The organism is Streptomyces sp. SCPE 10, from assembly GCF_051980735.1.
Lineage (GTDB): Bacteria > Actinomycetota > Actinomycetes > Streptomycetales > Streptomycetaceae > Streptomyces > Streptomyces misionensis.
In genome coordinates, this window is record NZ_CP197069.1 from 4,759,869 (window position 1) to 4,781,402 (window position 21,534).

23 protein-coding genes are annotated in these 21,534 nt (G+C 71.7%); 11 read left to right on the top strand and 12 right to left on the bottom strand.

Annotation, left to right across the window (positions count from 1 at the left end; all coding sequences use genetic code 11):
- The first annotated feature begins 3 nt into the window (after positions 1 to 3).
- The 7 genes from ACSP97_RS22165 to ACSP97_RS22195 all read left to right on the top strand — a co-directional run bounded on the left by ACSP97_RS22165 (position 4) and on the right by ACSP97_RS22195 (position 7,712).
- Entirely contained in the window at positions 4 to 1,059 is a 1,056-nt protein-coding gene (locus tag ACSP97_RS22165) for a BMP family lipoprotein (protein WP_355145686.1), read from the top strand.
- Between the two features lie 230 nt (positions 1,060 to 1,289).
- On the top strand, positions 1,290 to 2,849 hold the full coding sequence (locus ACSP97_RS22170; RefSeq protein ID WP_355146043.1) for an ABC transporter ATP-binding protein: 1,560 nt from the start codon (positions 1,290 to 1,292) through the stop codon (positions 2,847 to 2,849).
- The gene (locus tag ACSP97_RS22175; protein ID WP_180329722.1) at positions 2,846 to 3,976 is read left to right on the top strand and encodes an ABC transporter permease; all 1,131 of its coding nucleotides are present in this window, start codon (positions 2,846 to 2,848) and stop codon (positions 3,974 to 3,976) included. The genes ACSP97_RS22170 and ACSP97_RS22175 overlap by 4 nt, the downstream gene beginning before the upstream one ends.
- On the top strand, positions 3,976 to 5,265 hold the full coding sequence (locus tag ACSP97_RS22180; protein WP_355145688.1) for an ABC transporter permease: 1,290 nt from the start codon (positions 3,976 to 3,978) through the stop codon (positions 5,263 to 5,265). Before ACSP97_RS22175 ends, ACSP97_RS22180 begins: the two co-directional genes overlap by 1 nt.
- A gap of 56 nt (positions 5,266 to 5,321) precedes the next feature.
- Positions 5,322 to 5,666, top strand: coding sequence for a cytidine deaminase (locus tag ACSP97_RS22185; protein ID WP_440558465.1), 345 nt, complete (start codon positions 5,322 to 5,324; stop codon positions 5,664 to 5,666).
- Positions 5,667 to 5,745: 79 nt separating this feature from the next.
- Positions 5,746 to 7,023 carry a thymidine phosphorylase gene (locus ACSP97_RS22190; RefSeq protein ID WP_440558466.1) on the top strand — a complete coding sequence of 426 codons (1,278 nt, stop codon included), beginning with the start codon at positions 5,746 to 5,748 and terminating at the stop codon, positions 7,021 to 7,023.
- Positions 7,024 to 7,118: 95 nt separating this feature from the next.
- Positions 7,119 to 7,712: a Uma2 family endonuclease gene (locus ACSP97_RS22195; RefSeq protein ID WP_355145693.1), complete on the top strand. Its 594-nt coding sequence runs from the start codon at positions 7,119 to 7,121 to the stop codon at positions 7,710 to 7,712.
- 3 nt (positions 7,713 to 7,715) lie between these two features.
- Here the strand turns inward: ACSP97_RS22195 and ACSP97_RS22200 are convergent, their stop codons facing one another.
- On the bottom strand, positions 7,716 to 8,636 hold the full coding sequence (locus tag ACSP97_RS22200; RefSeq protein ID WP_440553914.1) for an AEC family transporter: 921 nt from the start codon (positions 8,634 to 8,636) through the stop codon (positions 7,716 to 7,718).
- 120 nt (positions 8,637 to 8,756) lie between these two features.
- Here ACSP97_RS22200 and ACSP97_RS22205 point away from each other — a divergent pair, with 120 nt between their 5' ends.
- Positions 8,757 to 9,089 carry an STAS domain-containing protein gene (locus tag ACSP97_RS22205; protein WP_440553916.1) on the top strand — a complete coding sequence of 111 codons (333 nt, stop codon included), beginning with the start codon at positions 8,757 to 8,759 and terminating at the stop codon, positions 9,087 to 9,089.
- Here ACSP97_RS22205 and ACSP97_RS22210 read toward each other — a convergent pair.
- The 3 genes from ACSP97_RS22210 to ACSP97_RS22220 all read right to left on the bottom strand — a co-directional run bounded on the left by ACSP97_RS22210 (position 8,973) and on the right by ACSP97_RS22220 (position 12,604).
- Positions 8,973 to 9,986 carry a sigma-70 family RNA polymerase sigma factor gene (locus ACSP97_RS22210; protein ID WP_358675915.1) on the bottom strand — a complete coding sequence of 338 codons (1,014 nt, stop codon included), beginning with the start codon at positions 9,984 to 9,986 and terminating at the stop codon, positions 8,973 to 8,975. The two genes, ACSP97_RS22205 and ACSP97_RS22210, sit on opposite strands and share 117 nt — an antisense overlap.
- Positions 9,987 to 10,090: 104 nt before the next feature.
- On the bottom strand, positions 10,091 to 11,215 hold the full coding sequence (dnaN, locus tag ACSP97_RS22215) for a DNA polymerase III subunit beta (protein ID WP_440553918.1): 1,125 nt from the start codon (positions 11,213 to 11,215) through the stop codon (positions 10,091 to 10,093).
- A 99-nt stretch (positions 11,216 to 11,314) separates the two neighbouring features.
- Complete coding sequence (locus ACSP97_RS22220; protein WP_355145703.1) at positions 11,315 to 12,604, bottom strand: MFS transporter; 1,290 nt, start codon at positions 12,602 to 12,604, stop codon at positions 11,315 to 11,317.
- 62 nt (positions 12,605 to 12,666) lie between these two features.
- Between ACSP97_RS22220 and ACSP97_RS22225 the strand changes: the two genes are divergently transcribed.
- A complete protein-coding gene (locus ACSP97_RS22225) occupies positions 12,667 to 13,617 on the top strand; it encodes a LysR family transcriptional regulator (protein WP_355145705.1) in 951 nt (316 codons plus the stop codon).
- An 11-nt stretch (positions 13,618 to 13,628) separates the two neighbouring features.
- On the opposite strand, the gene ACSP97_RS22230 is transcribed toward ACSP97_RS22225, so the two are convergent.
- Positions 13,629 to 14,390 (bottom strand): alpha/beta fold hydrolase, encoded by a 762-nt coding sequence (locus ACSP97_RS22230; protein ID WP_355145707.1) that lies wholly within the window; start codon positions 14,388 to 14,390, stop codon positions 13,629 to 13,631.
- Between the two features lie 145 nt (positions 14,391 to 14,535).
- Between ACSP97_RS22230 and ACSP97_RS22235 the strand changes: the two genes are divergently transcribed.
- Both ACSP97_RS22235 and ACSP97_RS22240 read left to right on the top strand, forming a co-directional pair.
- Positions 14,536 to 15,723, top strand: a complete 1,188-nt coding sequence (locus tag ACSP97_RS22235) for an adenosine deaminase (protein ID WP_355145709.1) — start codon at positions 14,536 to 14,538, stop codon at positions 15,721 to 15,723.
- 158 nt (positions 15,724 to 15,881) lie between these two features.
- Entirely contained in the window at positions 15,882 to 16,232 is a 351-nt protein-coding gene (locus ACSP97_RS22240; RefSeq protein ID WP_355145711.1) for an ATP-binding protein, read from the top strand.
- 80 nt (positions 16,233 to 16,312) lie between these two features.
- Here ACSP97_RS22240 and ACSP97_RS22245 read toward each other — a convergent pair whose 3' ends face one another.
- The 7 genes from ACSP97_RS22245 to afsQ1 all read right to left on the bottom strand — a co-directional run bounded on the left by ACSP97_RS22245 (position 16,313) and on the right by afsQ1 (position 21,350).
- Positions 16,313 to 16,516, bottom strand: a complete 204-nt coding sequence (locus tag ACSP97_RS22245; protein WP_440553922.1) for a PspC domain-containing protein — start codon at positions 16,514 to 16,516, stop codon at positions 16,313 to 16,315.
- Between the two features lie 79 nt (positions 16,517 to 16,595).
- Positions 16,596 to 17,159, bottom strand: a complete 564-nt coding sequence (locus tag ACSP97_RS22250; RefSeq protein WP_358675900.1) for a VanZ family protein — start codon at positions 17,157 to 17,159, stop codon at positions 16,596 to 16,598.
- Positions 17,160 to 17,288: 129 nt separating this feature from the next.
- Positions 17,289 to 17,570, bottom strand: coding sequence for a DUF397 domain-containing protein (locus ACSP97_RS22255; RefSeq protein ID WP_440553924.1), 282 nt, complete (start codon positions 17,568 to 17,570; stop codon positions 17,289 to 17,291).
- A complete protein-coding gene (locus ACSP97_RS22260) occupies positions 17,552 to 18,385 on the bottom strand; it encodes a helix-turn-helix domain-containing protein (RefSeq protein WP_440553926.1) in 834 nt (277 codons plus the stop codon). The genes ACSP97_RS22255 and ACSP97_RS22260 overlap by 19 nt, the downstream gene beginning before the upstream one ends.
- A gap of 93 nt (positions 18,386 to 18,478) precedes the next feature.
- Positions 18,479 to 19,096 (bottom strand): hypothetical protein, encoded by a 618-nt coding sequence (locus ACSP97_RS22265; RefSeq protein ID WP_440553928.1) that lies wholly within the window; start codon positions 19,094 to 19,096, stop codon positions 18,479 to 18,481.
- On the bottom strand, positions 19,093 to 20,676 hold the full coding sequence (locus ACSP97_RS22270; protein ID WP_440553930.1) for a sensor histidine kinase: 1,584 nt from the start codon (positions 20,674 to 20,676) through the stop codon (positions 19,093 to 19,095). The genes ACSP97_RS22265 and ACSP97_RS22270 overlap by 4 nt, the downstream gene beginning before the upstream one ends.
- Entirely contained in the window at positions 20,673 to 21,350 is a 678-nt protein-coding gene (gene afsQ1 / locus ACSP97_RS22275) for a two-component system response regulator AfsQ1 (protein WP_026248263.1), read from the bottom strand. The genes ACSP97_RS22270 and afsQ1 overlap by 4 nt, the downstream gene beginning before the upstream one ends.
- Between the last annotated feature and the right edge of the window lie 184 nt (positions 21,351 to 21,534).

A 21,534-nucleotide genomic window follows, 5' to 3' on the forward strand; every position in this document is an offset into this window, starting at 1 on the left:
CCCGTGCGCCGGGTAGCCAAGCTTTCCGCTGCGTGTCTCACCACCGCAGCCCTCGCCCTTGCCGCCACTGCCTGTGGCAAGACGTCCTCCGACGACTCCAGTTCCTCCCCTTCGGGCGGTGGCAAGGGCGGCGTCAAGATCGGTCTCGCCTACGACGTCGGCGGTCGCGGCGACCGGTCCTTCAACGACTCCGCCGCGCGCGGCGCCGACAAGGCCGAGAAGCAGTTCGGCGGTTCCATCAAGGAGCTGACCGCCAAGACCTCGGACACCGAGGCCGACCGCGAGCAGCGCCTCCAGGACCTGGCGGACGCCGGCTACAACCCGATCGTCGCCGTGGGTTACGCCTACGCCCCGTCGGTGCAGAAGATCGCCGCCAAGTACCCCAAGACCAGCTTCGGCATCGTCGACTCGGTCGTGGACGGCAAGAACGTCAACAGCATCACCTTCACCGAGGAGCAGGGCTCCTACCTGGCCGGTGTCGCCGCCGCGCTGAAGACCAAGAAGAACCACATCGGCTTCATCGGCGGTGTCGACAACCCGCTGATCAAGAAGTTCGAGGCCGGTTACGTGCAGGGTGTGCACGACACCAACCCCAAGGTGAAGGTCGACGTCCAGTACCTGTCCCACGGCCAGGACACCTCCGGCTTCTCCAGCCCGGACAAGGGCCAGCAGGCCGCGCAGGGCATGCTCGACAACGGCGCGGACGTCATCTACACGGCGGCCGGCTCCTCCGGCACCGGCGCCATCGAGGCCGTCAACGGCGTCAAGGGCGCCTGGGCGATCGGCGTGGACTCCGACCAGTACAGCATCCCGGGCATGGAGAAGTACAAGAACTCCATCCTGACCTCGGTGGTCAAGAACGTCGACGTCGGCGTCTTCGACTTCATCCAGTCCGTCAAGGACGGCAAGCCGCTCGCCGGCAACAACGTCTACTCGCTGGCCAAGGGCGGTGTCTCCCTGTCCACCAGCGGTGGCTTCATCAAGGACATCCAGCCCAAGCTGGACGCCGCCAAGCAGCAGATCGTCGACGGCAAGATCAAGGTCAAGACCACCCCTTGAGCTGACCCGACCGACCTGTAGGGGTCCGGCCGTCCACCGGACCCGTCGGCCCACAAGGGTCCGGTCCGTCCACCGGACCCCGGCTCGGCGCGGGTGAGTCGTTCGCGGCCCCCTCGCCGAGCCATAACAATGTGTCAACTCTACGCGTGTAGCTAGGAGTTGCCGCGCTAGCGTCGCCGACGCCTGCCCTCCCTCCCCTACGCAGCCCCTTTCCCCGAGGAGAGTGCGCCATCAACGCGTCCAGCCCTCCCGCTGCCGTCGAACTGCGCGGCATCACCAAGCGTTTCCCCGGCGTCGTCGCCAACCGCGACATCGACATCACCGTGTCCAAGGGCACCGTCCATGCCCTGTGCGGTGAGAACGGCGCCGGCAAGTCCACCCTGATGAAGATCCTCTACGGCATGCAGCAGCCGGACGAGGGCACCATCACCATCGACGGCGAACAGGCGGTCCTGAACAACCCCGCCGACGCCATCGCCCGCGGCATCGGCATGGTGCACCAGCACTTCATGCTCGCCGACAACCTCACCGTGCTGGAGAACGTCGTCCTCGGCGCGGAGAAGCTGCACGGCATCGGCGGCAAGGCCCGCACGCGGATCAAGGAGATCTCGGACGCGTACGGCCTGAACGTGCGCCCCGACGTCCTCGTCGAGGAGCTGGGCGTCGCCGACCGCCAGCGCGTGGAGATCCTCAAGGTCCTCTACCGCGGCGCCAGGACGCTCATCCTGGACGAGCCCACCGCCGTCCTCGTGCCGCAGGAGGTCGACGCACTCTTCGACAACCTGCGCGAGCTCAAGGCCGAGGGCCTCACCGTCATCTTCATCTCGCACAAGCTGGGCGAGGTCCTCTCCGTCGCCGACGAGATCACCGTCATCCGGCGCGGCACGACCGTCGGCACCGCCGAGCCGGCCTCCACCACCCCCCGGCAGCTCGCCGAGATGATGGTCGGCAGCGAACTGCCCACCCCGGAGACCGAGGAGTCCACGGTCACCGACGTCCCGATGCTCACGGTCGAGGGCCTGCACCTCGGCCAGACCGACCTGGACGGCATCGAGCGCGTCATCCTCGACCAGATCTCCTTCACCATCCACAAGGGCGAGGTCCTCGGCATCGCCGGGGTGGAGGGCAACGGCCAGTCCGAACTGGTCGAGGCGATCATGGGCATGCGCCACCCGGACGCCGGGACCATCACCCTCGACGGCACCGACATCTCGCAGCGCGCCACCCGCGACCGCCGCGAGGCCGGCATCGGCTACATCCCCGAGGACCGCCACCGCCACGGCCTGCTCCTCGAAGCCCCGCTGTGGGAGAACCGCATCCTCGGCCACGTCACCGAGAAGCCCAACTCCCGCGGCGCGCTGCTCGACACCAAGGGCGCCCGCGCCGACACCGAGCGGATCGTGCGGTCGTACGACGTCCGCACCCCCGGTATCGACGTCACCGCCGCCTCGCTGTCCGGCGGCAACCAGCAGAAGCTGATCGTCGGCCGCGAGATGAGCCACGCCCCCAAGCTGCTCATCGCCGCCCACCCCACCCGCGGTGTGGACGTCGGCGCGCAGGCGGCCATCTGGGACCACATCCGCGAGGCCCGCCGCGAGGGCCTGGCCGTGCTGCTGATCTCCGCCGACCTGGACGAGCTGATCGGACTGTCCGACACCCTGCGGGTGATGTACCGCGGCCGCCTGGTCGCCGACGCCGACCCCGCCACCATCACCCCCGAGGAGCTGGGCTCCGCCATGACGGGTGCGGCCACCGGCCACCTGGAGCACGCGGAGGACGACGCGCGATGAACAAGCTGACCTCACGGATCGACAAGGAGCGGCTGCTCCTCGGGATCGCGGCACCGCTGCTCGCGATCGTCGCCGCGCTCGTCATCACCGCCCTGGTGATCCTCGCGACCGGCAAGAACCCCGGCCCCGCCTTCAGCGACATGCTGACCTACGGCTTCGCCAGCGACAGCCAGGTCTACATCCTCAACAAGGCGACCACGTACTACCTCGCGGGCGTCTCGGTGGCCATCGGCTTCCGGATGAACCTGTTCAACATCGGTGTCGACGGCCAGTACCGGCTCGCCGCGTTCTTCGCCGCCGTGCTCGGCGGGGCGCTGACCCTGCCCGGCTGGCTCTCCGTGCTGCTCATCCTGATCTGCGCCATGGGAACCGGCGCGGTGTGGGCGGCCATCGCCGGTGTCCTCAAGGTGACCCGCGGCGTCAGCGAGGTCATCTCGACCATCATGCTGAACTCGATCGCCACCGCGGTCATCGCCTATCTGCTCCAGCCCGGCAAGCTCGCCCAGCTCCAGCAGGGTGGCACCGTCGTCGCCACCAAGCCGCTGCCGTCGTCGTCGCACTTCTTCAACATCGACACCGGCCCGGCCGGCGAGCTGTGGGGCTTCATCGTGATCGCCGCCCTGGTCGGCATCGCGTACTGGTTCGTCCTCGGCCGCACCCGGTTCGGCTACGACCTGCGCACCGTCGGCCAGTCCGAGAGCGCGGCCGCCGCGAGCGGTGTGTCGGTGAAGAAGATGGTCGCCACCAGCATGATCATCTCGGGTGCGGTGGCCGGTCTGATCGGCATGCCGACCCTGCTCAACGACAGCTACCAGTTCAGCAGCGACTTCCCGACCGGCATCGGCTTCACCGGCATCGCCATCGCGCTGCTCGGCCGCAACAACCCGATCGGCATCGCGCTCGGCGCCCTGCTGTGGGGCTTCCTGGAGCGCACCACCAACCACCTGGAGTTCCAGGGCTACGACAAGGAGATCCTCGGCGTGATCCAGGGCGTCATCGTCCTGTGCGTCGTGATCGCCTACGAGGTCGTACGCCGGTACGGCCTCAAGCGCCAGCAGCAGCGGGTCGGCGCGGAACTCGCCGCCCAGGTCGCCGCCGCCCCGATGAAGAAGCAGGAGGTGGCGTGATGACTGCCACGATGACCGACGCGCCGCCGCCCGCGGCGCCCAAGGCCGCGGACGCCGCGCCGCGCAGTTCGGGCCGCTCGCTCGGCCAGATCCTGGTGCTCGTCGCGGGCGCGCTGCTGCTCCTGGCCGCGGTCCGGGTGATCACCGGCTCGCAGGACCTCGACTCCGCGGGCCAGGTCGGCGCCGCCCTCGGGCTCGCCGTGCCGATCGGCCTCGCCGGTCTCGCCGGCCTGTGGTCGGAGCGGGCCGGTGTGGTCAACATCGGCCTCGAAGGCATGATGATCCTCGGCACCTTCGGCGCCGGCTGGGCCGGCTGGCAGTCCAGCCCCTGGCTCGGCCTGCTGTGCGGCATCGGCTTCGGCGTCCTGGGCGGCCTGGTGCACGCGGTCGCCACCATCACCTTCGGCGTCGACCACATCGTCTCCGGTGTCGCGCTCAACCTGCTCGCGCTCGGCGCGACCCAGTACCTCGCCAAGCTCTGCTTCACCGACGGCGCGGCGGCCAACGCGGGCGGCAACCCCAAGCAGTCCCCGCCCGTCGACGCCCTGCCGGACGTCACCGTCCCCGGCCTGTCCGACGGCCTCCAGTCGATCGAGGGCCACCACTGGTTCCTGGTCTCCGACCTCGCCGGCATCCTCGGCGGCGTGGTCACCCACCTTTCCGTGGTGACCATCCTCGCCGTGGTGCTCTTCGTGGGCAGCTGGTGGCTGCTGTGGCGCACCCCGTTCGGACTGCGGCTGCGCTCCTGCGGCGAGAACCCGGTCGCCGCGGAGTCCCTGGGCGTCAACGTGTACAGCTACAAGTACGCGGCCGTCGCCGTCTCCGGCGGTCTCGCCGGCCTCGGCGGCGCCTTCCTCGCGCTGGTCACCTCGCACACCTACCTGGAGGGCCAGACCGGCGGCCGCGGCTACATCGGTCTCGCCGCGATGATCTTCGGCAACTGGCGGCCGGGCGGCCTGGCCATGGGCGCGGGCCTGTTCGGCTACTCCGACGCCCTCCAGCTGCGCAACGGCGGTACGACCGTGCACGCGCTGCTGCTCCTGCTGGTCGTGCTGCTCGTCGCCCTCGCCGGGTGGAAGCTGTACCGCAAGGCGATGTGGCAGGGCGTGGTCAGCCTGGTCGTGGCCGCGGCCGTGCTGGTCTGGTACCTGTTCACCGACGAGGTGCCGAGCGACTTCGTGGGTGCCACGCCGTACGTCGTCACGCTGCTGGTGCTGTCGCTGTCCGCGCAGCGCCTGCGGATGCCGAAGGCGGACGGCATGCGGTACCGGAAGGGTCAGGGCAAGTGAGTCAGGAAGACGGCGGATTCGACTGGGAGGCGCTGCGCGCCGCGGCCCGGGAGGCGATGGTGCACGCCTACGCCCCCTACTCGGGCTACCCCGTCGGGGTGGCGGCCCTGGTCGACGACGGCCGCACCGTCACCGGCTGCAACGTCGAGAACGCCTCCTACGGCCTCGGCCTGTGCGCCGAGTGCGGCCTGGTCTCCGAGCTGCAGCGCACGGGCGGCGGCCGCCTCACCCACTTCACCTGCGTGAACGGTGAGGGCGAGCTGCTCGTCCCGTGCGGCCGCTGCCGCCAGCTGCTGTACGAGTTCGGCGGCCCGGAGCTGCTCCTGGACACCCCCGAGGGCGTCCTGCCGCTGTCCCGGATGCTCCCGCAGGCCTTCGGCCCGGACCATCTCACCAAGTAACTCCCGTACGGCCCCCCTGACCACCTCAGGGGGGCCGTACACCTTCGCACCTCCCGGAAGGAACCCATCAGCCATGGCCATGGACGCCATCTCCGTCATCCGCACCAAGCGGGACCGCGGCGAGCTGACCGACGAGCAGATCGACTGGGTCATCGACGCGTACACCCGGGGCGAGGTCGCCGACGAGCAGATGTCCGCGCTCGCCATGGCGATCCTGCTCAACGGCATGAACCGGGGCGAGATCGCCCGCTGGACGGCGGCCATGATCGCCTCCGGCGAGCGCATGGACTTCTCCATGCTGTCCCGCCCGACCGCCGACAAGCACTCCACCGGCGGCGTCGGCGACAAGATCACCCTGCCGCTGGCCCCGCTGGTCGCGGCCTGCGGCGCGGCCGTCCCGCAGCTGTCCGGCCGGGGCCTCGGCCACACCGGCGGCACCCTCGACAAGCTGGAGTCCATCCCCGGCTGGCGCGCCCTGCTCTCCAACGAGGAGATGCTGGACGTGCTGGACTCGGTCGGCGCGGTGATCTGCGCGGCGGGCGACGGCCTGGCCCCCGCGGACAAGAAGCTGTACGCGCTGCGCGACGTCACCGGCACGGTCGAGGCGATCCCGCTGATCGCCTCCTCCATCATGTCCAAGAAGATCGCCGAGGGCACGGGCTCCCTGGTGCTGGACGTGAAGGTCGGCTCCGGCGCCTTCATGAAGACCCTGGCCGACGCCCGTGAGCTGGCCTCCACCATGGTGGGCCTGGGCACGGACCACGGCGTGCGCACGGTCGCGCTGCTGACGGACATGTCCACCCCGCTCGGTCTGACGGCGGGCAACGCGCTGGAGGTCCGCGAGTCGGTGGAGGTCCTGGCGGGCGGCGGCCCGGCGGACGTGGTCGAGCTGACCCTCGCCCTGGCCCGCGAGATGCTGGACGCGGCCGGCCTGAAGGACGCCGACCCGGCCAAGGCGCTGGCCGACGGCTCGGCGATGGACGTCTGGCGCCGCATGATCGCGGCCCAGGGCGGCGACCCGGACGCCCCGCTGCCCACCTCCCGCGAGCAGCACGTGGTGACCGCCCCGTCCTCCGGCGTTCTCACCCGTCTGGATGCGTACGACATCGGCATCGCCGCCTGGCGGCTGGGCGCCGGCCGCGCCCGCAAGGAGGACCCGGTGCAGGCCGCCGCCGGCGTCGAGCTGCACGCCAAGCCCGGCGACACGGTGACCGAGGGCCAGCCCCTGCTGACCCTGCACACCGACACCCCGGACCGCTTCGACTACGCCCTCCAGGCGGTGCGGGGTTCCTACGACATCGCCGACCCCGGCACGGACTTCACGCCCGACCCGGTGGTGCTGGAACGCATCGGCTGACCTGCGGCTTCCTCATACGGATGAACGGGACCGGTGGACCCCCACGGGTCCCGTTCGGCATGCTGGGATCGGTGACGCCCCGATAGGAGATCGCCATGAGCGCACTCACCGTCGACCACTCGGCGGCCGACGGCCGTGAATGGGAAGACCTCGTCCGGATCTGGCAGGAGACGGACGCGCCCGAGGGCTGCAAGGTGGAGATCATCGAGGGGATCGTCACCGTGTCACCACCGCCGTCCAACGATCACAACGACATTGCCGACCTCGTGCAGCGCAGTCTTTATGAGGTGATCCCCAAGGACTGGGGCATCTACCAGACGCTGGGCACGGCTGTGCCCTTCCGGGCAGGGCTGTACATTCCGGACCTTGCCGTAGCCCCGAGGGAGGCCTTGCGCGTCAGAAAAGGGAACTACATTCCCGCAGCTGCTGCCGAACTCGTTGTGGAGATCACTTCCAGAGCGAACGCTGGGCACGACCGGATCAAGAAGGCGGCCGGCTACGCGCAGGCCGGGGTGGCTCTCTATCTACTCATCGACAACTGGGCTCCCGGAGGACCCACCATCACGTTGTACGGCGAGCCGCAGGGTGACGTGTACCGGGTGCTGCGCGCCGTGAGGTTCGGGGACCCGATCACGCTGCCGGAGCCGTTCGGCGTGACCATCGACACCGGCGAGTTCCCCGTCGGCTGACGCTCACCCCAAAACCGTCGCCACCCCCACCAGTACCGGTACCGAGACCACCGTCGACAGGAGGATCGAGTCGCGGGCCAGGGACGGGGCGACGTGGTAGCGGGTGGCGTAGGTGAAGAGGTTCTGGGCCGCCGGGAGGGCGGAGGTGACGACCACGTCGAGCAGGGGGGCGCCGTGGAGGTGGAAGAGGGACGTGGCCAGGGCCCAGGCGGCCAGTGGCTGGCCCAGGGACTTCAACGCCACGGAGAGGAAGACCAGTCGGCGGTCCGGGCCGCGCCAGGGCGCCGCGCTGCCGTGCAGGGACATGCCGAAGGCCAGCAGGGCCGCGGGGACGGACATGTTGCCGATCAGGGTGAGCGGCTCCATCACCGGGCCGGGGAGCCTCCAGCCCGCGGCCGACACCACGACCCCGGACAGCGACCCCACCGCGATCGGGTTGCGCAGCGGCGTCAGCAGGCGCTGCGCGAGCGTGCCCTTGTCGCCCGTGCCCGACAGGTCCAGCACGGTGAGCGCGACCGGCGTGACGAGGACGACCTGGAAGAGCAGCACCGGCGCCACCAGTGACGCGTCGCCGAGGACGTACGCGGCGATGGGGATGCCGAGGTTGCCCGAGTTGACGTACCCCGAGCACAGCGCGCCGATCGTCGTACGGCCCGTCCCCCACCGCCGCGCCGCCCCGACCGCGACGAACACCGCGCAGACCGCCGCCGTGCTCAGCGTGGTCACCAGCAGGCGGGCGGAGAAGAGCACGGACAGATCCGCCTTGGCCAGGGTGGTGAACAGCAGCGCGGGACCGGCCACCGTGAACGCCAGCCGCGTCAGCACCTCCACGCCCTGCGTCCCGAGCGTCCCGCGCCGCCCGAGCACATAGCCCGCCCCGATCACGATCGCGATCACCGCGAAACCGCTGAGTACCCCCGTCACGGCCCCAACCCTCCAGCGGGCACGCGCGGTCGGTCAATGTGATTCCGGTCGGCCCCGGCGCCGCGATGAGTTACGCCCCGCCCGGCCGTCTACCTCCCCGTGGACACCGAGGAACCCCCCGTGCTCGTGCTGCCCGCGACCGCGGGGCGGGACGAGGTGCCGGCGCTCTGTGCCGCCGTACGGGCCGCACTGGAGCGCACCGGCGCCCGGACCGTCGTGTGCGACGTGGGCGCGCTCGGGCCGCCGGGCATCACCCAGGTGGACCTGCTGGCCCGGCTGGAGCTGACCGCCCGCCGGGCCGGCGGGCGGATCCGGCTGCGCGCCCCCGCTCCCGCGCTACGCGCCCTCCTCGCCCTCGCCGGCCTCCGCTTCCAGATGGAGGGGCAGACCGAAGAGCGGGAACCAGCGCGCGGTGTCGAGGAAGCAGTGGAAACCGGTGATCCGGCCCCCTGACAGCTCCAGCACCTGCACCGCCCACGGGCTGAAGCCGCCGTTGTCCGGGTCCGGCTTGTAGTGCGCGAACCCCGGCAGCCCGTTGGCCCGCACCGGCACCAGCCGCGAGCCGGCACAGGAGGCGCCGATGGTGGACATGAAACCGGTGATGTCCGCCGGACCGCGCAGCCACAGGTCGAACGGCGGCATCGTCATGACCGCGTCCTCGTGCAGCAGCGCTGTCAGCGCCGCCATGTCGTACCCCTCGAACGCCTTGACATAGCGCTCCAGCAGCTTCTGCTGCTCCTCGTCCAGCGGGTCGGACACCTCGCCCTCGGCACCGGCCGCCGAGCGCTCGGCGAGCGTGGCGCGCGCCCGCTGCAACGCGCTGTTGACCGAGGCGACCGAGGTGTCCAGCAGCTCGGCGACCTCGCTCGCCTTCCACGCCAGCACCTCGCGCAGGATCAGCACCGCCCGCTGCTTGGGCGGCAGTTGCTGCAACGCCGCCATGAACGCCAGCCGGACCGACTCCTTGGCGACCGCGGCCTCCGCCGGGTCGCCCACCGCCGGCAGCACCCGCGCGTCCGGCACCGGCTCCAGCCAGGTGTGGTCGGGGCGCGGGGACAGCGCCGCCTGCGCCAGCGGCGTCGCGTCGGTCAGATCCATCGGCCGGGCCCGTCTGTTGCCCGCCGACAGCATGTCCAGGCACACGTTCGTCGCGATCCGGTACAGCCACGAGCGCAGCGACGACCGGCCCTCGAACCCGTCCTGCCCGCGCCAGGCGCGCACCAGTGTGTCCTGCACCGCGTCCTCCGCCTCGAAGGAGGACCCGAGCATCCGGTAGCAGTACCCGGTCAGCTCGGTCCGGTGCCTCTCCAGGGCGGCGTCGATCCCCGCCGTCGCCGTACCGTCACCCATCGCCCACCCGTCCTGTGACCGTTCGTACGCGTCTTCGCGCCCCACCACTCGCGAAGCTACCGCAGCCCACTGACAATGACCGCCGGAGTCGTAAAGCGACCGGATCAGACCAATTGCTTTACGGACATGAGCAGATGCCGATGGCCGTCCGCCTCCCCAGTGCCACCGAGCAGCCCCCGCTGACCCGCCCCGAGCAGCTCGATCCGCAGCCCCGGGCACGTGAAGGAGTTCAGCGCGTCCAGCAGATACGCCGGGTTGAACGCCACCGTCGCCTCTTTCGCGCCGCGCAGCACGGCCGGCAGCCGCTGCGCCGCCACGTCGTCCCCGTAACCCGCCCGCACCAGCAGCGTGCCCCCGTCCGCGGCGAAATCCAGCCGCACCGGGCTGCTCGCCTCGGCCACCACCGCCACCCGCCGCACCGCCTCCGCCAGCGCCTCGGTGTCCACCTCGGCGACCGCGGCACCGGTCAGCTCGAACAGCGTGCCGTACCCCGGCAGCCGGCCGTCGAGACGCCGCAGCAACGTCCGCGCGCCCCCGCCCACGAACCCCACGACCCCGGCCGTCCCGTCCCCCGGCGCCAGCAGCACCCGCACGGACCCGCACCGCGCCAGCCCCCGCGCCGTCTCCAGCAGCCGCCGCGCGGGCAGCAGCACCTCCACCGGCTCCCCGGCCGCATCCCCCGGCCGCCACTCCAGCCGCCGCACCGCATAGCGGTACCGGTCGGACGCCGACAGCGTCAGCTCCGCGCCCGCCAGCCGGAGCTGGACCCCGGTGAGCACCGGCAGCGTGTCGTCCCGCCCCGCGGCCACCGCCACCTGACCGACGGCCGTCGCGAACGCCTCCGCGTCCACCACCCCGTACTCCGCCGGCGCCGCCGGGAGCGCCGGATACTCCTCGTACGGCAGCGTCGACAGCCCGAACCGGGTGCCGCCCGCCTCCACGGTGAACCGCGTCCCCTCCAGCGCGCAGCTCACCGGCCCCTCCGGCACCACCCGGCAGACGTCCAGCAGCCGGCGCCCGAGCACCAGCACCCGGCCCGCCGCGCCCACCTCCGCCCCGGTCTCCACCCGGGCCGAGGTCTCGAAGTCGGACCCGGACACCGTCAGCCGCCCCGCCTGAGCCGTCAGCAGCAGCCCGCCCAGCACGGGCACCGGCGTACGCCCCGGCAGCGCCCGCGCCGCCCCGGCCACCGCCTCCGCCAGCTCCCCGCGCGCGATCCGGAACTCCATACGGCAAACCCCCTGCGTCGACGGCCCAGTTGCCCCGCGGACGCTATCCGCGCCCCCTGACAACCGGCCCCGACCAGGGGGAACGCGAGACCTCGCGGGTTACGCCGGGGCCGGCTCCCGCCGTGCCGCCCGCGAGCCGAGGACCGTGATGGCGACGACCCCGAGGATCGCGAGGAGGCCGACGCCCACCGTGCCGGACCAGCCGTCGGAGTGGAAGGCCACGGCCCCGACCGTGCTGCCGACGCTGGAGCCGATGTAGTAGGCCGACTGGTAGAGCGCCGAGGCCTGGGCACGGCCGTGGGTGGCGGTCCTGCTCACCGCCGAGGAGGCGACCGCGTGCCCGGCGAAGAAACCCGCCGTGATCAGCACCAGACCGAGCAGCACCAGAGGCAGCGACCCGGCCAGGGAGAGGAGCAGACCCGCCGCGGTCGTGCCGCCCGCCAGGTAGAGCGCGCCCCGGCGGCCGACCCGGCGCACCAGCCGGCCCGCGGTGGACGCCGAGACCGTGCCCACCAGGTAGACCAGGAAGATCGAGCCGATGATGCCCTGCGGCAGCCCGAACGGCGCGCCCGTCAGCCGGTAGCCGATCACCGTGTACACGCCGCCGAACACCGTCATGAACAGCGCGCCGATCGCGTACAGGCGGCGCAGCAGCGGGTCGCGCAGGTGGTCGCGGACCGTGCCGAGCAGGACGCGGGGGCGCAGCGAGCCCGCCGTGAAGTGCCGCGGCGCGGGCAGCAGCAGCCGGAACGCCACCGCGCACCCGACCGCGACCACCCCGATCACGCCGACCGAGACCCGCCAGCCCCACATCTGCGCCACCCAGCCGGTGATCAGCCGGCCGCTCATGCCACCGACGCTGTTGCCGGCCACGAACAGCCCGATCGCCGTGACCAGCGCCCGCGGCCGCACCTCCTCGGCCAGGTACGCCTGCGCCGACGCGGGCAGCCCGGCCAGCGCCGCGCCCTGCACCGCGCGCAGCGCCACCAGCGCGCCGATCGACGGCGCGAAGGGCACCAGCAGGCCGACGGCCACCGCGACCGACAGCGACGCCGTCATGAGCGTACGGCGGCCGAAACGTTCCGACAGCGCGCTCATCGGCAGCACGAACAGGGCGAGACCGCCGGTCGCGGCCGCCACGGTCCAGCTCGCCTCGCCCGCCGCGACCCCGAGGTCGTCGGAGATCAGCGGCAGCAGGGCCTGGGTGGAGTACAGCAGGGCGAAGGTCGCGACCCCGGCGAGGAAGAGGGCGAGGCTCATCCGGCGGTAGCCGGGGCCGCCCGGTGTCATCCGGGTGTCGGGGGTCTCTGCGGCGGCGGGGGGCTCGGTGGCGGTGACGGGCGCGTCGGCGTCCACGGTGGTGGACGCCCCGGTACTGGCGGGAGACATACCTCGACCGTAGGGACACTCCTTACATCCGTCCAATGCATGGAATCGCCATAATCGATCCCATGGAGCATCAGCAGAGGTCACAGCCCCGCCTGTCACCGTCCGGTGACACAGAAGACATGGCGCTGTTGCTCGCGCCCCGCCTCGCCTACTTCGCCGGCGTGGCCCGCACCGAGCACGTCACCCGCGCCGCCCAGGAGATGAACGTCCCCCAGTCCACCCTCTCGCGCGCCATCGCCCGGCTGGAGGAGGACCTGGGCGTCGACCTGTTCGCCCGCCGCGGCCGCACCCTCGTCCTCACCACCGCGGGCCGCGCCTTCCTCGCCTCCGTCGAACGCGCCCTCGCCGAGGTGGAACGCGCCGCCGAGGAGGTCCGCGCGGACGCCGACCCGGCCACCGGCAAGGTCGCCTTCGGCTTCCTGCACACCATGGGCGCCGAGACCGTGCCCGGACTGCTGCACGCCTTCCGTGCCGAGCACCCCCGCATCCGCTTCGGCCTGGTCCAGAACCACGGCGAGGCCATGCTGGAGGGCCTGCGCGCCGGCCGCCTCGACCTGTGCCTGACCTCCCCCGTCCCGGACGCCCCCGACCTGGTCGCCCGCCGCCTGGACGAGCAGAAGCTCCGCCTGGTCGTGCCCGCCGACCACCCGCTGGCGGGCCGCCGCCGGATCCGGCTGGCCGAGGCGGCCGAGGAGAACTTCGTCACCCTGGAACCCGGTTACGGCCTGCGCCGCATCACCGACGACCTGTGCCGCGAGGCCGGGTTCGCGCCCCGGATCGCCTTCGAGGGGGAGGAGGCGGAGACCATCCGGGGCCTGGTCGCGGCCGGCCTCGGGGTCGCCCTGCTGCCGCCGCCCACGGTGCCGAGACCGGGGGTGGTGGAACTGACGGTCACCGCGCCCCGGGCCGTCCGCGAGATCGGCGTCGCCTGGCCGGCCGGCCGCCCGGACACCCCGCCGGTGGCCGCCTTCAAGACGTTCCTGCTGTCGAGGCGGGGCAACCTGCTGCCCTGAACCGGCCCGCCTCAGCGCCTGAGCGACCTGCCGAACCCGGCGGCCAGCGGCATCCGCAGCCCGATCGGCGGCGGCGCGGCCAGCGCGTCCTCGACCGGCCGGGAGACCGGATGCCCGAACAGCGCGCCGCGCACGAAGTCGGCCGCCAGCGACACGACTTCGTCCCGGTGACCGAGCAACCGGTGCCCGTCGGAGTGCACCTCGAACCGGCACACCTCCCGGTTCACCTTCTTCGCCCGCGCCGCCAGCCGGAGCGACAACTCCGGGTCGGTACGCCGGTCGTTGGTGCCGTGCACGATCAGCACCCGCCGCCCCACCAGCTGCTTCACCGGTTCGGGGGGCGCGGCCACGTCCTCCGCGGGAAGCCAGGGCGCCAGCGCCACCACCGAGTTGACCGCCTCGTGGCCCCCCGCCCGCAGCGCCGCCCGGCCGCCCATGTCGACGCCGACCAGGCACACGGGGACGTCCCCGTACCGCCGCACGACCTCGTCCGCGGCCCACTCCGCGTCGGCGGCGGGCTGGGCCTCGCTGCCGTTCCAGCCCCGGCAGCGGTAGCGGACGGCGTGCACGGCCACCCCCTCCGCCCGCCCCTCCCGGGCGAACCGGCGCCCCAACGACCGGACGAACGCCGCCGCCCACACCGGGGACCGCCGGCGCGTGGAGACCTCTTCCCCACCGGGCAGCAGCAGCACCGCCCCGCACACCGAGGCCGGCTCCGCCCCGACCACCCTGCCCAGCCCGGCCGTTCGGACCCGAGTCGCTTGCTGTCCCATGACAGAACAGTGTCAGAAGGCGCGGTGTACAAAACCCGTACGTGCGGTCACCTTTGCGTATCGGCGTAAAGGCGACGGAAAACGTCCGGCCTCGTCCGGGTGTGGACCGGGCGCCTTCTACGCGCGTAGGCGTTACAGTGCGCAAATGACGAGCCAGACTGCACCGAAGGGGACCGTCCCGGCCAACCTCCCGGCGCCGGTTCCGACGCCGGACCAGATCCGCCGGGCGCCCAAGGTTCTGCTGCACGATCATCTCGACGGCGGGCTCCGGCCGGGCACCGTCGTCGCACTCGCCCACGAGTCCGGGTACGCCGAGCTGCCCGAGACCGACCCCGACAAGCTGGGCAGCTGGTTCCGCGAGGCGGCCGACTCCGGTTCGCTGGAGCGGTACCTGGAGACCTTCCGGCACACCGTCGGCGTGATGCAGACCCGCGACGCCCTGGTCCGGGTCGCCCGGGAGTGCGCCGAGGACCTCGCCGAGGACGGCGTCGTCTACGCCGAGGTACGGTACGCGCCCGAGCAGCACCTGGAGCGGGGGCTGACCCTGGAAGAGGTCGTGGAGGCCGTCAACGAGGGCTTCCGCGAGGGGGAGCGGCTGGCCCGCGAGAACGGGCACCGGATCCGGGTCGGCGCCCTGCTGACCGCCATGCGGCACGCGGCCCGCTCGCTGGAGATCGCCGAACTCGCCAACCACTACCGGGACTCCGGCGTCGTCGGCTTCGACATCGCCGGCGCCGAGGCCGGCCACCCGCCCACCCGGCACCTGGACGCCTTCGAGTACCTCAAGCGCGAGAACAACCACTTCACCATCCACGCCGGAGAGGCCTTCGGACTGCCCTCCATCTGGCAGGCGCTCCAGTGGTGCGGCGCCGACCGGCTCGGACACGGGGTGCGGATCATCGACGACATCGAGGTCCGCCCGGACGGGTCGGTGCGGCTCGGCCGGCTCGCGTCGTACGTCCGGGACAAGCGGATCCCGCTGGAACTGTGCCCCAGCTCCAACCTCCAGACGGGGGCCGCGCCGTCGTACGCCGAGCATCCGATCGGGCTGCTGCGCCGGCTGTTCTTCCGGGCCACGGTGAACACCGACAACCGTCTGATGTCGCACACCAGCATGAGCCAGGAGTTCGAGCATCTTGTCGACGCGTTCGGTTACACGCTCGACGACATCCAATGGTTCTCCGTCAATGCGATGAAATCAGCGTTCATTCCTTTCGATGAACGGCTTGCGATGATCAATGACGTCATCAAGCCCGGATACGCGGAGCTGAAATCCGAATGGCTGTTTCAGCAGACCGCTCCGACCAGCGGTTCTGCCGGGTTCGAGGAGTAGCGCACCGCCTTTTTGGATTCGACATGCGGACGCGTTCTCACCACGTGTCCGCATTTCGGTGTTTGCGGGGTGCGGCATACGGTGTTTACCGTCGTGGACCGCTCGGATCGTTTGCGATCTGCCCTCTCCCCGTCTCCGCATTCAAGGACGCATTCACCATGAAGCAGTCTGCCGCCAAGACCCTCGGTGTCGCCGCCCTCGGTGCCGCCATCGCCGCCGTCGGCGCGGGCGCCGCCCAGGCGGCCCCCGCCACCCCGCAGGCCCTGGACAGCGTGGCCACGTCGCTGCCGGCCGAGAACGTCACCAAGGCGCTGCCGGGAACCGTCGAGGCGGCCACCCAGGGGCAGAACGCCCTGGGTGCCGGAGTGGCCGCCGCGCGGCCGGCCGTGCAGAAGGTGCTCGCGCAGGGGCCGACCGCGCCCGTCGCGGGGCTGCTCGGCGGTCTGCCGGTGGGCAAGACCGGCCTGCCCACGCACGGCATGGGCCTGAACGGCCTTCCGCTCGGCTGACGCCACCGCCGTACGGCACGGCTCGTACGACACCGCTGGGGCGCTCCGGAACCGACCGGGGCGCCCCGGTGGCATATGGGTCACCAACTGGTGGCGTGGGCCTTGTCCTCGGACGGCAGCAGGATCCACAGGACTATGTAGAGCAGGAACTGCGGGCCCGGCAGCAGGCAGGACAGCAGGAAGATCACCCGCATCGTGGTGGCGGAGGTGCCGAAGCGGCGGGCGAGGGCCGCGCACACTCCGCCGATCATGCGGCCGTGGGTGGGGCGGGCAAGGGCGGTCATGTCGCTGTCCTCCGTGGTCGTCGATCGCTCGTTCCAACTGACTTCGACGATACGGGTGCGAAGCGGACGAAGCGTCACTCTAGGGAGCTATTCCGACCCTGGGAATCCTCGGGGTCCGCCCCTGAGAAAGCTCCTCCTGGACGGTGGCCGACTCGCGGTCCGACTCCTCGCGCGCCTCCTCCCACCTGCGCAGACGCGCCCGGGCCGCGGGTACGACGAGCAGATGGGCGAGGATCACGCCGGTCGTGTTCAGCAGCATCGAGTCGACGTCCACGACCCGGCCGGGGACCCCCGTCTGCAACAGGGCTATGCCGAGGGAGACGAGGGCGGCCGCGGCGGCGGTGCGGAGCAGGGAGGCGAGCGGCGAGACGGTGAGCCGGCCGTGGGCCATCGGCAGCAGCACGCCGAGCGGCGCGAGCAGGGCGATCCCCTCGCCCAGCGGCTTCACCGCGGCCGGCCACCCGAGGGCCAGGTCGGCCCGGATGCCGGCGAGGGGGTGCAGGTTGGGCGGCGTCACCCACGGCACGTCCAGAGGTCGCAGCATCAGCCAGGCGACGTAGGCGAGGTGGGCGAGGAGGAGGATGCCGCCTGCCGCACGGATGCGGATGGCGGCGCTGCCGCCGAAGTCCCCTTGACGCTGCACGCCCCCGTAGACGCGTGGGTCTGCACGATCGGTTCCGCATAGGGGCTTTGGGGTCGGTGTGAGAGGGATGCGGGGCACCGGCGCGGTGCCGCTGCCCGGCAGGGCACGGACAGCGGGCGGCGCCGCCGGCTAGAAGCGGGCGGACCCCACGGCATCGACGAACTCCGTCCACGCCGCCGCCCCGATCACCAGCGCGGGACCGTCGGCCATCTTGCTGTCACGGACGGGCACGGCACCGGGGAAGCCGTCGGCGACCTCGACGCAACTGCCGCCCTCGCCGTTGCTGTAGCTGCTCTTGAACCAGCTCGCATCGCGCAGGAAGTCGTACGTGACCTCGACGCAGTTGCCGCCCTCGCCGTTGCTGTAACTGCTCTTGAACCAGTTGGCGTTGATCAGGTCGTACTCGCGCATCGTCTGTAGTCCTCAGCCATCGACTCGATCAGGGCCAGGGACGCCTCCGAAGACAGCGCGGCGACCCTGAGTAGATCGTATGCACGCTGTGCACGCTTCACCACAGCCGGATCGTCCATCAACGTCCCCGAGAACGACGTCTCCGTGTAGGCGACCGGAGGGGCGTCCTCGAAGTCCATGAGCCGCAGATCCCCGGTCATAGCAGCGTGTGCTGCCGCTGCGTAAGGGATCACGGCCGCCCGCACCACGCGCTGCTTCATCAGCCCGGCGACGTGCTCCAGTTGGCGTGCCATCGTCTCGGAGCCGCCGACCGGGATGCGCAGCACGTTCTCGTGCAGGATGACCCAGTACTCGGGCCGTGTCGCGTCCTTGAGGATGTGCGCCCGTTCCCCTCGGGCCGTGACGATGTCCTGCACGTACTCGTCCGTGACGAACGGGTTGGCCGCGAGGGTGACCGCGCGGGCGTAGTCCGGCGTCTGGAGCAGGCCCGGGATCGCCGTGGGCGCGAACTCGCAGATCCGTGTCGCGAGCCGCTCCAGCTCCACGACCTCCACGAAGTAATCCGCGTACCGCCGGTCGTTGATCAGCTTTCGGCACAGGCGCTCGAAGATGCCGTCCGTCCCCAGGGCCTTGTCGATGCGCTGGGCGATGTCCAGCTGGGGTTTGCGGATCGCCTGCTCGAACTGCCCGATGTACGCGCCCGAGATGAAGACGAGCGCGCCCAGTTCCACCTGGGTGAGTCCCGCGTCCTCCCGGCGCCGTTTGAGTTCCGTGCCGAAGAACTCCCAGATCGCCTGCCGTGAAGTGCCGATCATCGCCAACCCCCTTGGCCCGCTCCGTGCGTGCGGTACACGCGGACTGCCAACGAGCGTGGCGGCGGAACGTCACCAAGGGGCCCTCGCGGATCGCTACCCCGCGCCCTCCGTCACCTCGCTCTGCGGCGGCGGCGTACCGCCCGGCCTGTTGCGGACCTCTTCCGTGCACGCGTAGCGGCGGAGGGGGGAGGGTGCGGGGCCGCCGAGGACGACCGAGCCGTCGGCTTCCGTGGCGGCGGAGTCGGAGAGGGTGCAGACCAGTTGGGCGAGGGCGGCGGAGGGGAGGCGGGACGGGGGCGTGCCGAGGCGGAGGGTGTCCTCGGGATCGTGCGAAGCGGGTCCGGAGACCGTGAGGCTGCCCGGGACGCGGGTGGTGTAGCCCGCCGAGCGCTCCGCCGGGGAGGGGGTCGTCGCCAGCTCGTCCAGCAGGCCCTGGGCCACCATCACCCGCCGCCTGGCGTCCGGGGTGCCCTCGGGGACCCGTACCGTGCGGTCCACCGCGACCAGGGACTCCCGGCACAGGAGGAAGACCTGGACCGGGACGCCCTGCGACGTCTGGGTCGCCAGGTCGGGGCCCGCCAGCGAGCACGGGACGCGCGAGGGCGCCGGGCCGAAGTCGGTCGGCACCTGGGTGGCCCGGATGCCGCAGCCGGTGAGCAGGACGGCCAGGAGGGGGAGGGCCAGCAGGCCCCGGCGTCGTACCGGCGTCACGATTCCTCCTTCGCCGGGGCGTCGCCGCCGTTCCCGCCGCCGTTCTCCGCCGGGTCCTCCGTCAGCAGCGAGGCGTCCCGGGGCAGGCGGAGGGTGAACACCGCGCCGCCCTCAGGGGAGTTGGCCGCCGTGATCGCGCCGCCGTGGATGTGGGCGTTCTCCATCGCGATGGACAGGCCGAGGCCGCTGCCCTCGGAGCGGGGGCGGGAGGCGCTGGCCTTGTAGAAGCGGTCGAAGACGTGGGGGAGGACCTCTTCGGGGATGCCGGGGCCGTGGTCGCGGACCCGGATGACCACCGAGTCGGAGTCCTCACGCACCGAGACCCGTACCGGCGAGCCGCCGTGCTTGAGCGCGTTGCCGATCAGGTTGGCGAGGATCACGTCCAGGCGGCGCGGGTCGAGGCGGGCGTGGATGCCGCGATCGGCGTCCAGTTCCACCGCGTCCAGCCAGGCGCGGGCGTCGATGCAGGCGGTGATCTGGTCGGCGACGTCGACGTCGTCCAGGACCAGCCGGGCGGTGCCCGCGTCGAAGCGGGTGACCTCCATCAGGTTCTCGACCAGGTTGTTCAGGCGCCGGGTCTCGCTGACCACCAGCCGGACCGCCGGCTCGATCATCGGGTCGATGCCGCCCGCCTCCGAGTCCAGCTCCTCCTCCAGCACCTCGGTGACGGCGGTGATGGCGGTGAGCGGCGTACGCAGCTCATGGCTCATGTCGGCGACGAAGCGCCGGGACGCCTCGTCCCGCGCGGCCATGTCCGCGACCCGCTTCTCCAGGGCCGCCGCCGCGTTGTTGAACGTCCGGGACAGATCGGCGAGTTCGTCCGTCCCGGAGACCCGCAGCCGGGTGTCCAGCTTGCCCTCGCCGAGCCGCCGCGCGGCGACGCCGAGGCGGTGCACCGGCTTGAGCACGGTCGTGGCCGCGGCCTGCGCGAGCAGCGCGGCGCCGATCAGTGCGAGCCCGGTGGCGATGCCCAGCGACCAGGCCAGCGAGTCGAGGTCCTTCGCCTCCGGCTCCAGGGTCTTCGCCATGTAACCGGTCGGGCCGCCGCCGATCACCCGCGTGCCGGCGACCAGGTAGGGCGTGCCGTGGTCCACGACCCGCTGCCAGTACAGGTGGTACGGCTGCTTGTTGACGCCGGAGACCTTCTGCTGCCGGTTCACCGCGGTACGCAGCGACGTGGGCACGTCCTCCAGCGAGAAGCCGTTGATGCCGCCCGAGTTGCCGTACACCGTCTTGCCGTGCGCGTCCTGGCCGACCAGGAGCACGCTGAAGCTCTGGCTGCTGGAGGCCATCTGACCGGCGGTGCGCTGGAGTTCGTCCTGGGTGGGGTGGGCCGGCAGGGCGCCCGCGCGGTTCTGCATCTCCTGCCGGAAGTCGCGCAGCACCGCGTCCTGGGCGCGGGTGAGCACGGCCTCGCGGTTGAGCCAGTAGGCGATGCCCGACGCGGACACCGCCGCGGTGAGGGCGACGAGCCCGAAGACGACGACCAGCCGCAGCCTGAGACTCGTGAACCTGAGCCGCGTGAGACTTCCCTTACGGCCCGCGGCCCAGCCGCGCAGCCCCCCTTGCGTATCGGTCACTGAGGAGCGTCCAGGCGGTAGCCGACACCACGGACCGTACGGATCAGGGTCGGGGACGAGGGCACGTCCTCCACCTTGGCGCGCAGCCGCTGCACACACGCGTCCACCAGGCGGGAGTCGCCCAGGTAGTCGTGCTCCCACACCAGCCGCAGCAACTGCTGCCGCGACAGCGCCTGGCCGGGCCGCCGGCTCAGCTCCAGCAGCAGCCGCAGCTCGGTCGGGGTGAGCTGGAGGTCCTCGCCGTTCTTCGTCACGGTCATCGCCGAGCGGTCGATGACCACGTTGCCGAAGGTCGCCGAGTCGCTGGACTCCCGCTCCCCGCGCCGCAGCACGGCCCGGATCCGGGCGTCCAGCACCCGCCCCTGGACCGGCTTGACCACATAGTCGTCGGCGCCGGACTCGAGTCCGACGACCACGTCGATGTCGTCGCTGCGCGCGGTCAGCAGGATGATGGGCAGCTGGTCGGTGCGCCGGATGCGCCGGCACACCTCGAACCCGTCGATGCCGGGCAGCATCACGTCCAGCACGATCAGGTCCGGCCGCTGTTCACGCAGCAGCTTCAGACCGTCCTCGCCGCTGGCGGCGGTGGCCACACGGTGCCCCTGGCGCGTCAGGGAGAGCTCCAGGGCCGTGCGGATGGCGTCGTCGTCCTCGATCAGCAACAGGGAAGGCACCCGCCCATTCTGGCCCATGGGCGGGGTGCCGTACGACCTGTCCGCACAGGCCCGCACGATCATCACCGGCTGTGCACCTCCTGTGACGCGGCCGGTGTCCGGGGTCCTGTGACAGGTCTGTGACAGTCGGCGGACACGGCGATGAAGTGATCGCGGCAGTCTTTTGGTCACGGGCACGGCGAGG

Coding starts and splice junctions, on each gene's coding strand:
- ACSP97_RS22175 (WP_180329722.1), top strand. CDS start 2,846: ATGAACAAGCTGACCTCACGGATCGACAAGGAGCGGCTGCTCCTCGGG.
- ACSP97_RS22180 (WP_355145688.1), top strand. CDS start 3,976: ATGACTGCCACGATGACCGACGCGCCGCCGCCCGCGGCGCCCAAGGCC.
- ACSP97_RS22185 (WP_440558465.1), top strand. CDS start 5,322: ATGGTGCACGCCTACGCCCCCTACTCGGGCTACCCCGTCGGGGTGGCG.
- ACSP97_RS22190 (WP_440558466.1), top strand. CDS start 5,746: ATGGACGCCATCTCCGTCATCCGCACCAAGCGGGACCGCGGCGAGCTG.
- ACSP97_RS22195 (WP_355145693.1), top strand. CDS start 7,119: ATGAGCGCACTCACCGTCGACCACTCGGCGGCCGACGGCCGTGAATGG.
- ACSP97_RS22210 (WP_358675915.1), bottom strand. CDS start 9,986: ATGGGTGACGGTACGGCGACGGCGGGGATCGACGCCGCCCTGGAGAGG.
- dnaN (WP_440553918.1), bottom strand. CDS start 11,215: ATGGAGTTCCGGATCGCGCGCGGGGAGCTGGCGGAGGCGGTGGCCGGG.
- ACSP97_RS22220 (WP_355145703.1), bottom strand. CDS start 12,604: ATGTCTCCCGCCAGTACCGGGGCGTCCACCACCGTGGACGCCGACGCG.
- ACSP97_RS22225 (WP_355145705.1), top strand. CDS start 12,667: ATGGAGCATCAGCAGAGGTCACAGCCCCGCCTGTCACCGTCCGGTGAC.
- ACSP97_RS22230 (WP_355145707.1), bottom strand. CDS start 14,390: ATGGGACAGCAAGCGACTCGGGTCCGAACGGCCGGGCTGGGCAGGGTG.
- ACSP97_RS22235 (WP_355145709.1), top strand. CDS start 14,536: ATGACGAGCCAGACTGCACCGAAGGGGACCGTCCCGGCCAACCTCCCG.
- ACSP97_RS22240 (WP_355145711.1), top strand. CDS start 15,882: ATGAAGCAGTCTGCCGCCAAGACCCTCGGTGTCGCCGCCCTCGGTGCC.
- ACSP97_RS22245 (WP_440553922.1), bottom strand. CDS start 16,516: ATGACCGCCCTTGCCCGCCCCACCCACGGCCGCATGATCGGCGGAGTG.
- ACSP97_RS22255 (WP_440553924.1), bottom strand. CDS start 17,570: ATGCGCGAGTACGACCTGATCAACGCCAACTGGTTCAAGAGCAGTTAC.
- ACSP97_RS22260 (WP_440553926.1), bottom strand. CDS start 18,385: ATGATCGGCACTTCACGGCAGGCGATCTGGGAGTTCTTCGGCACGGAA.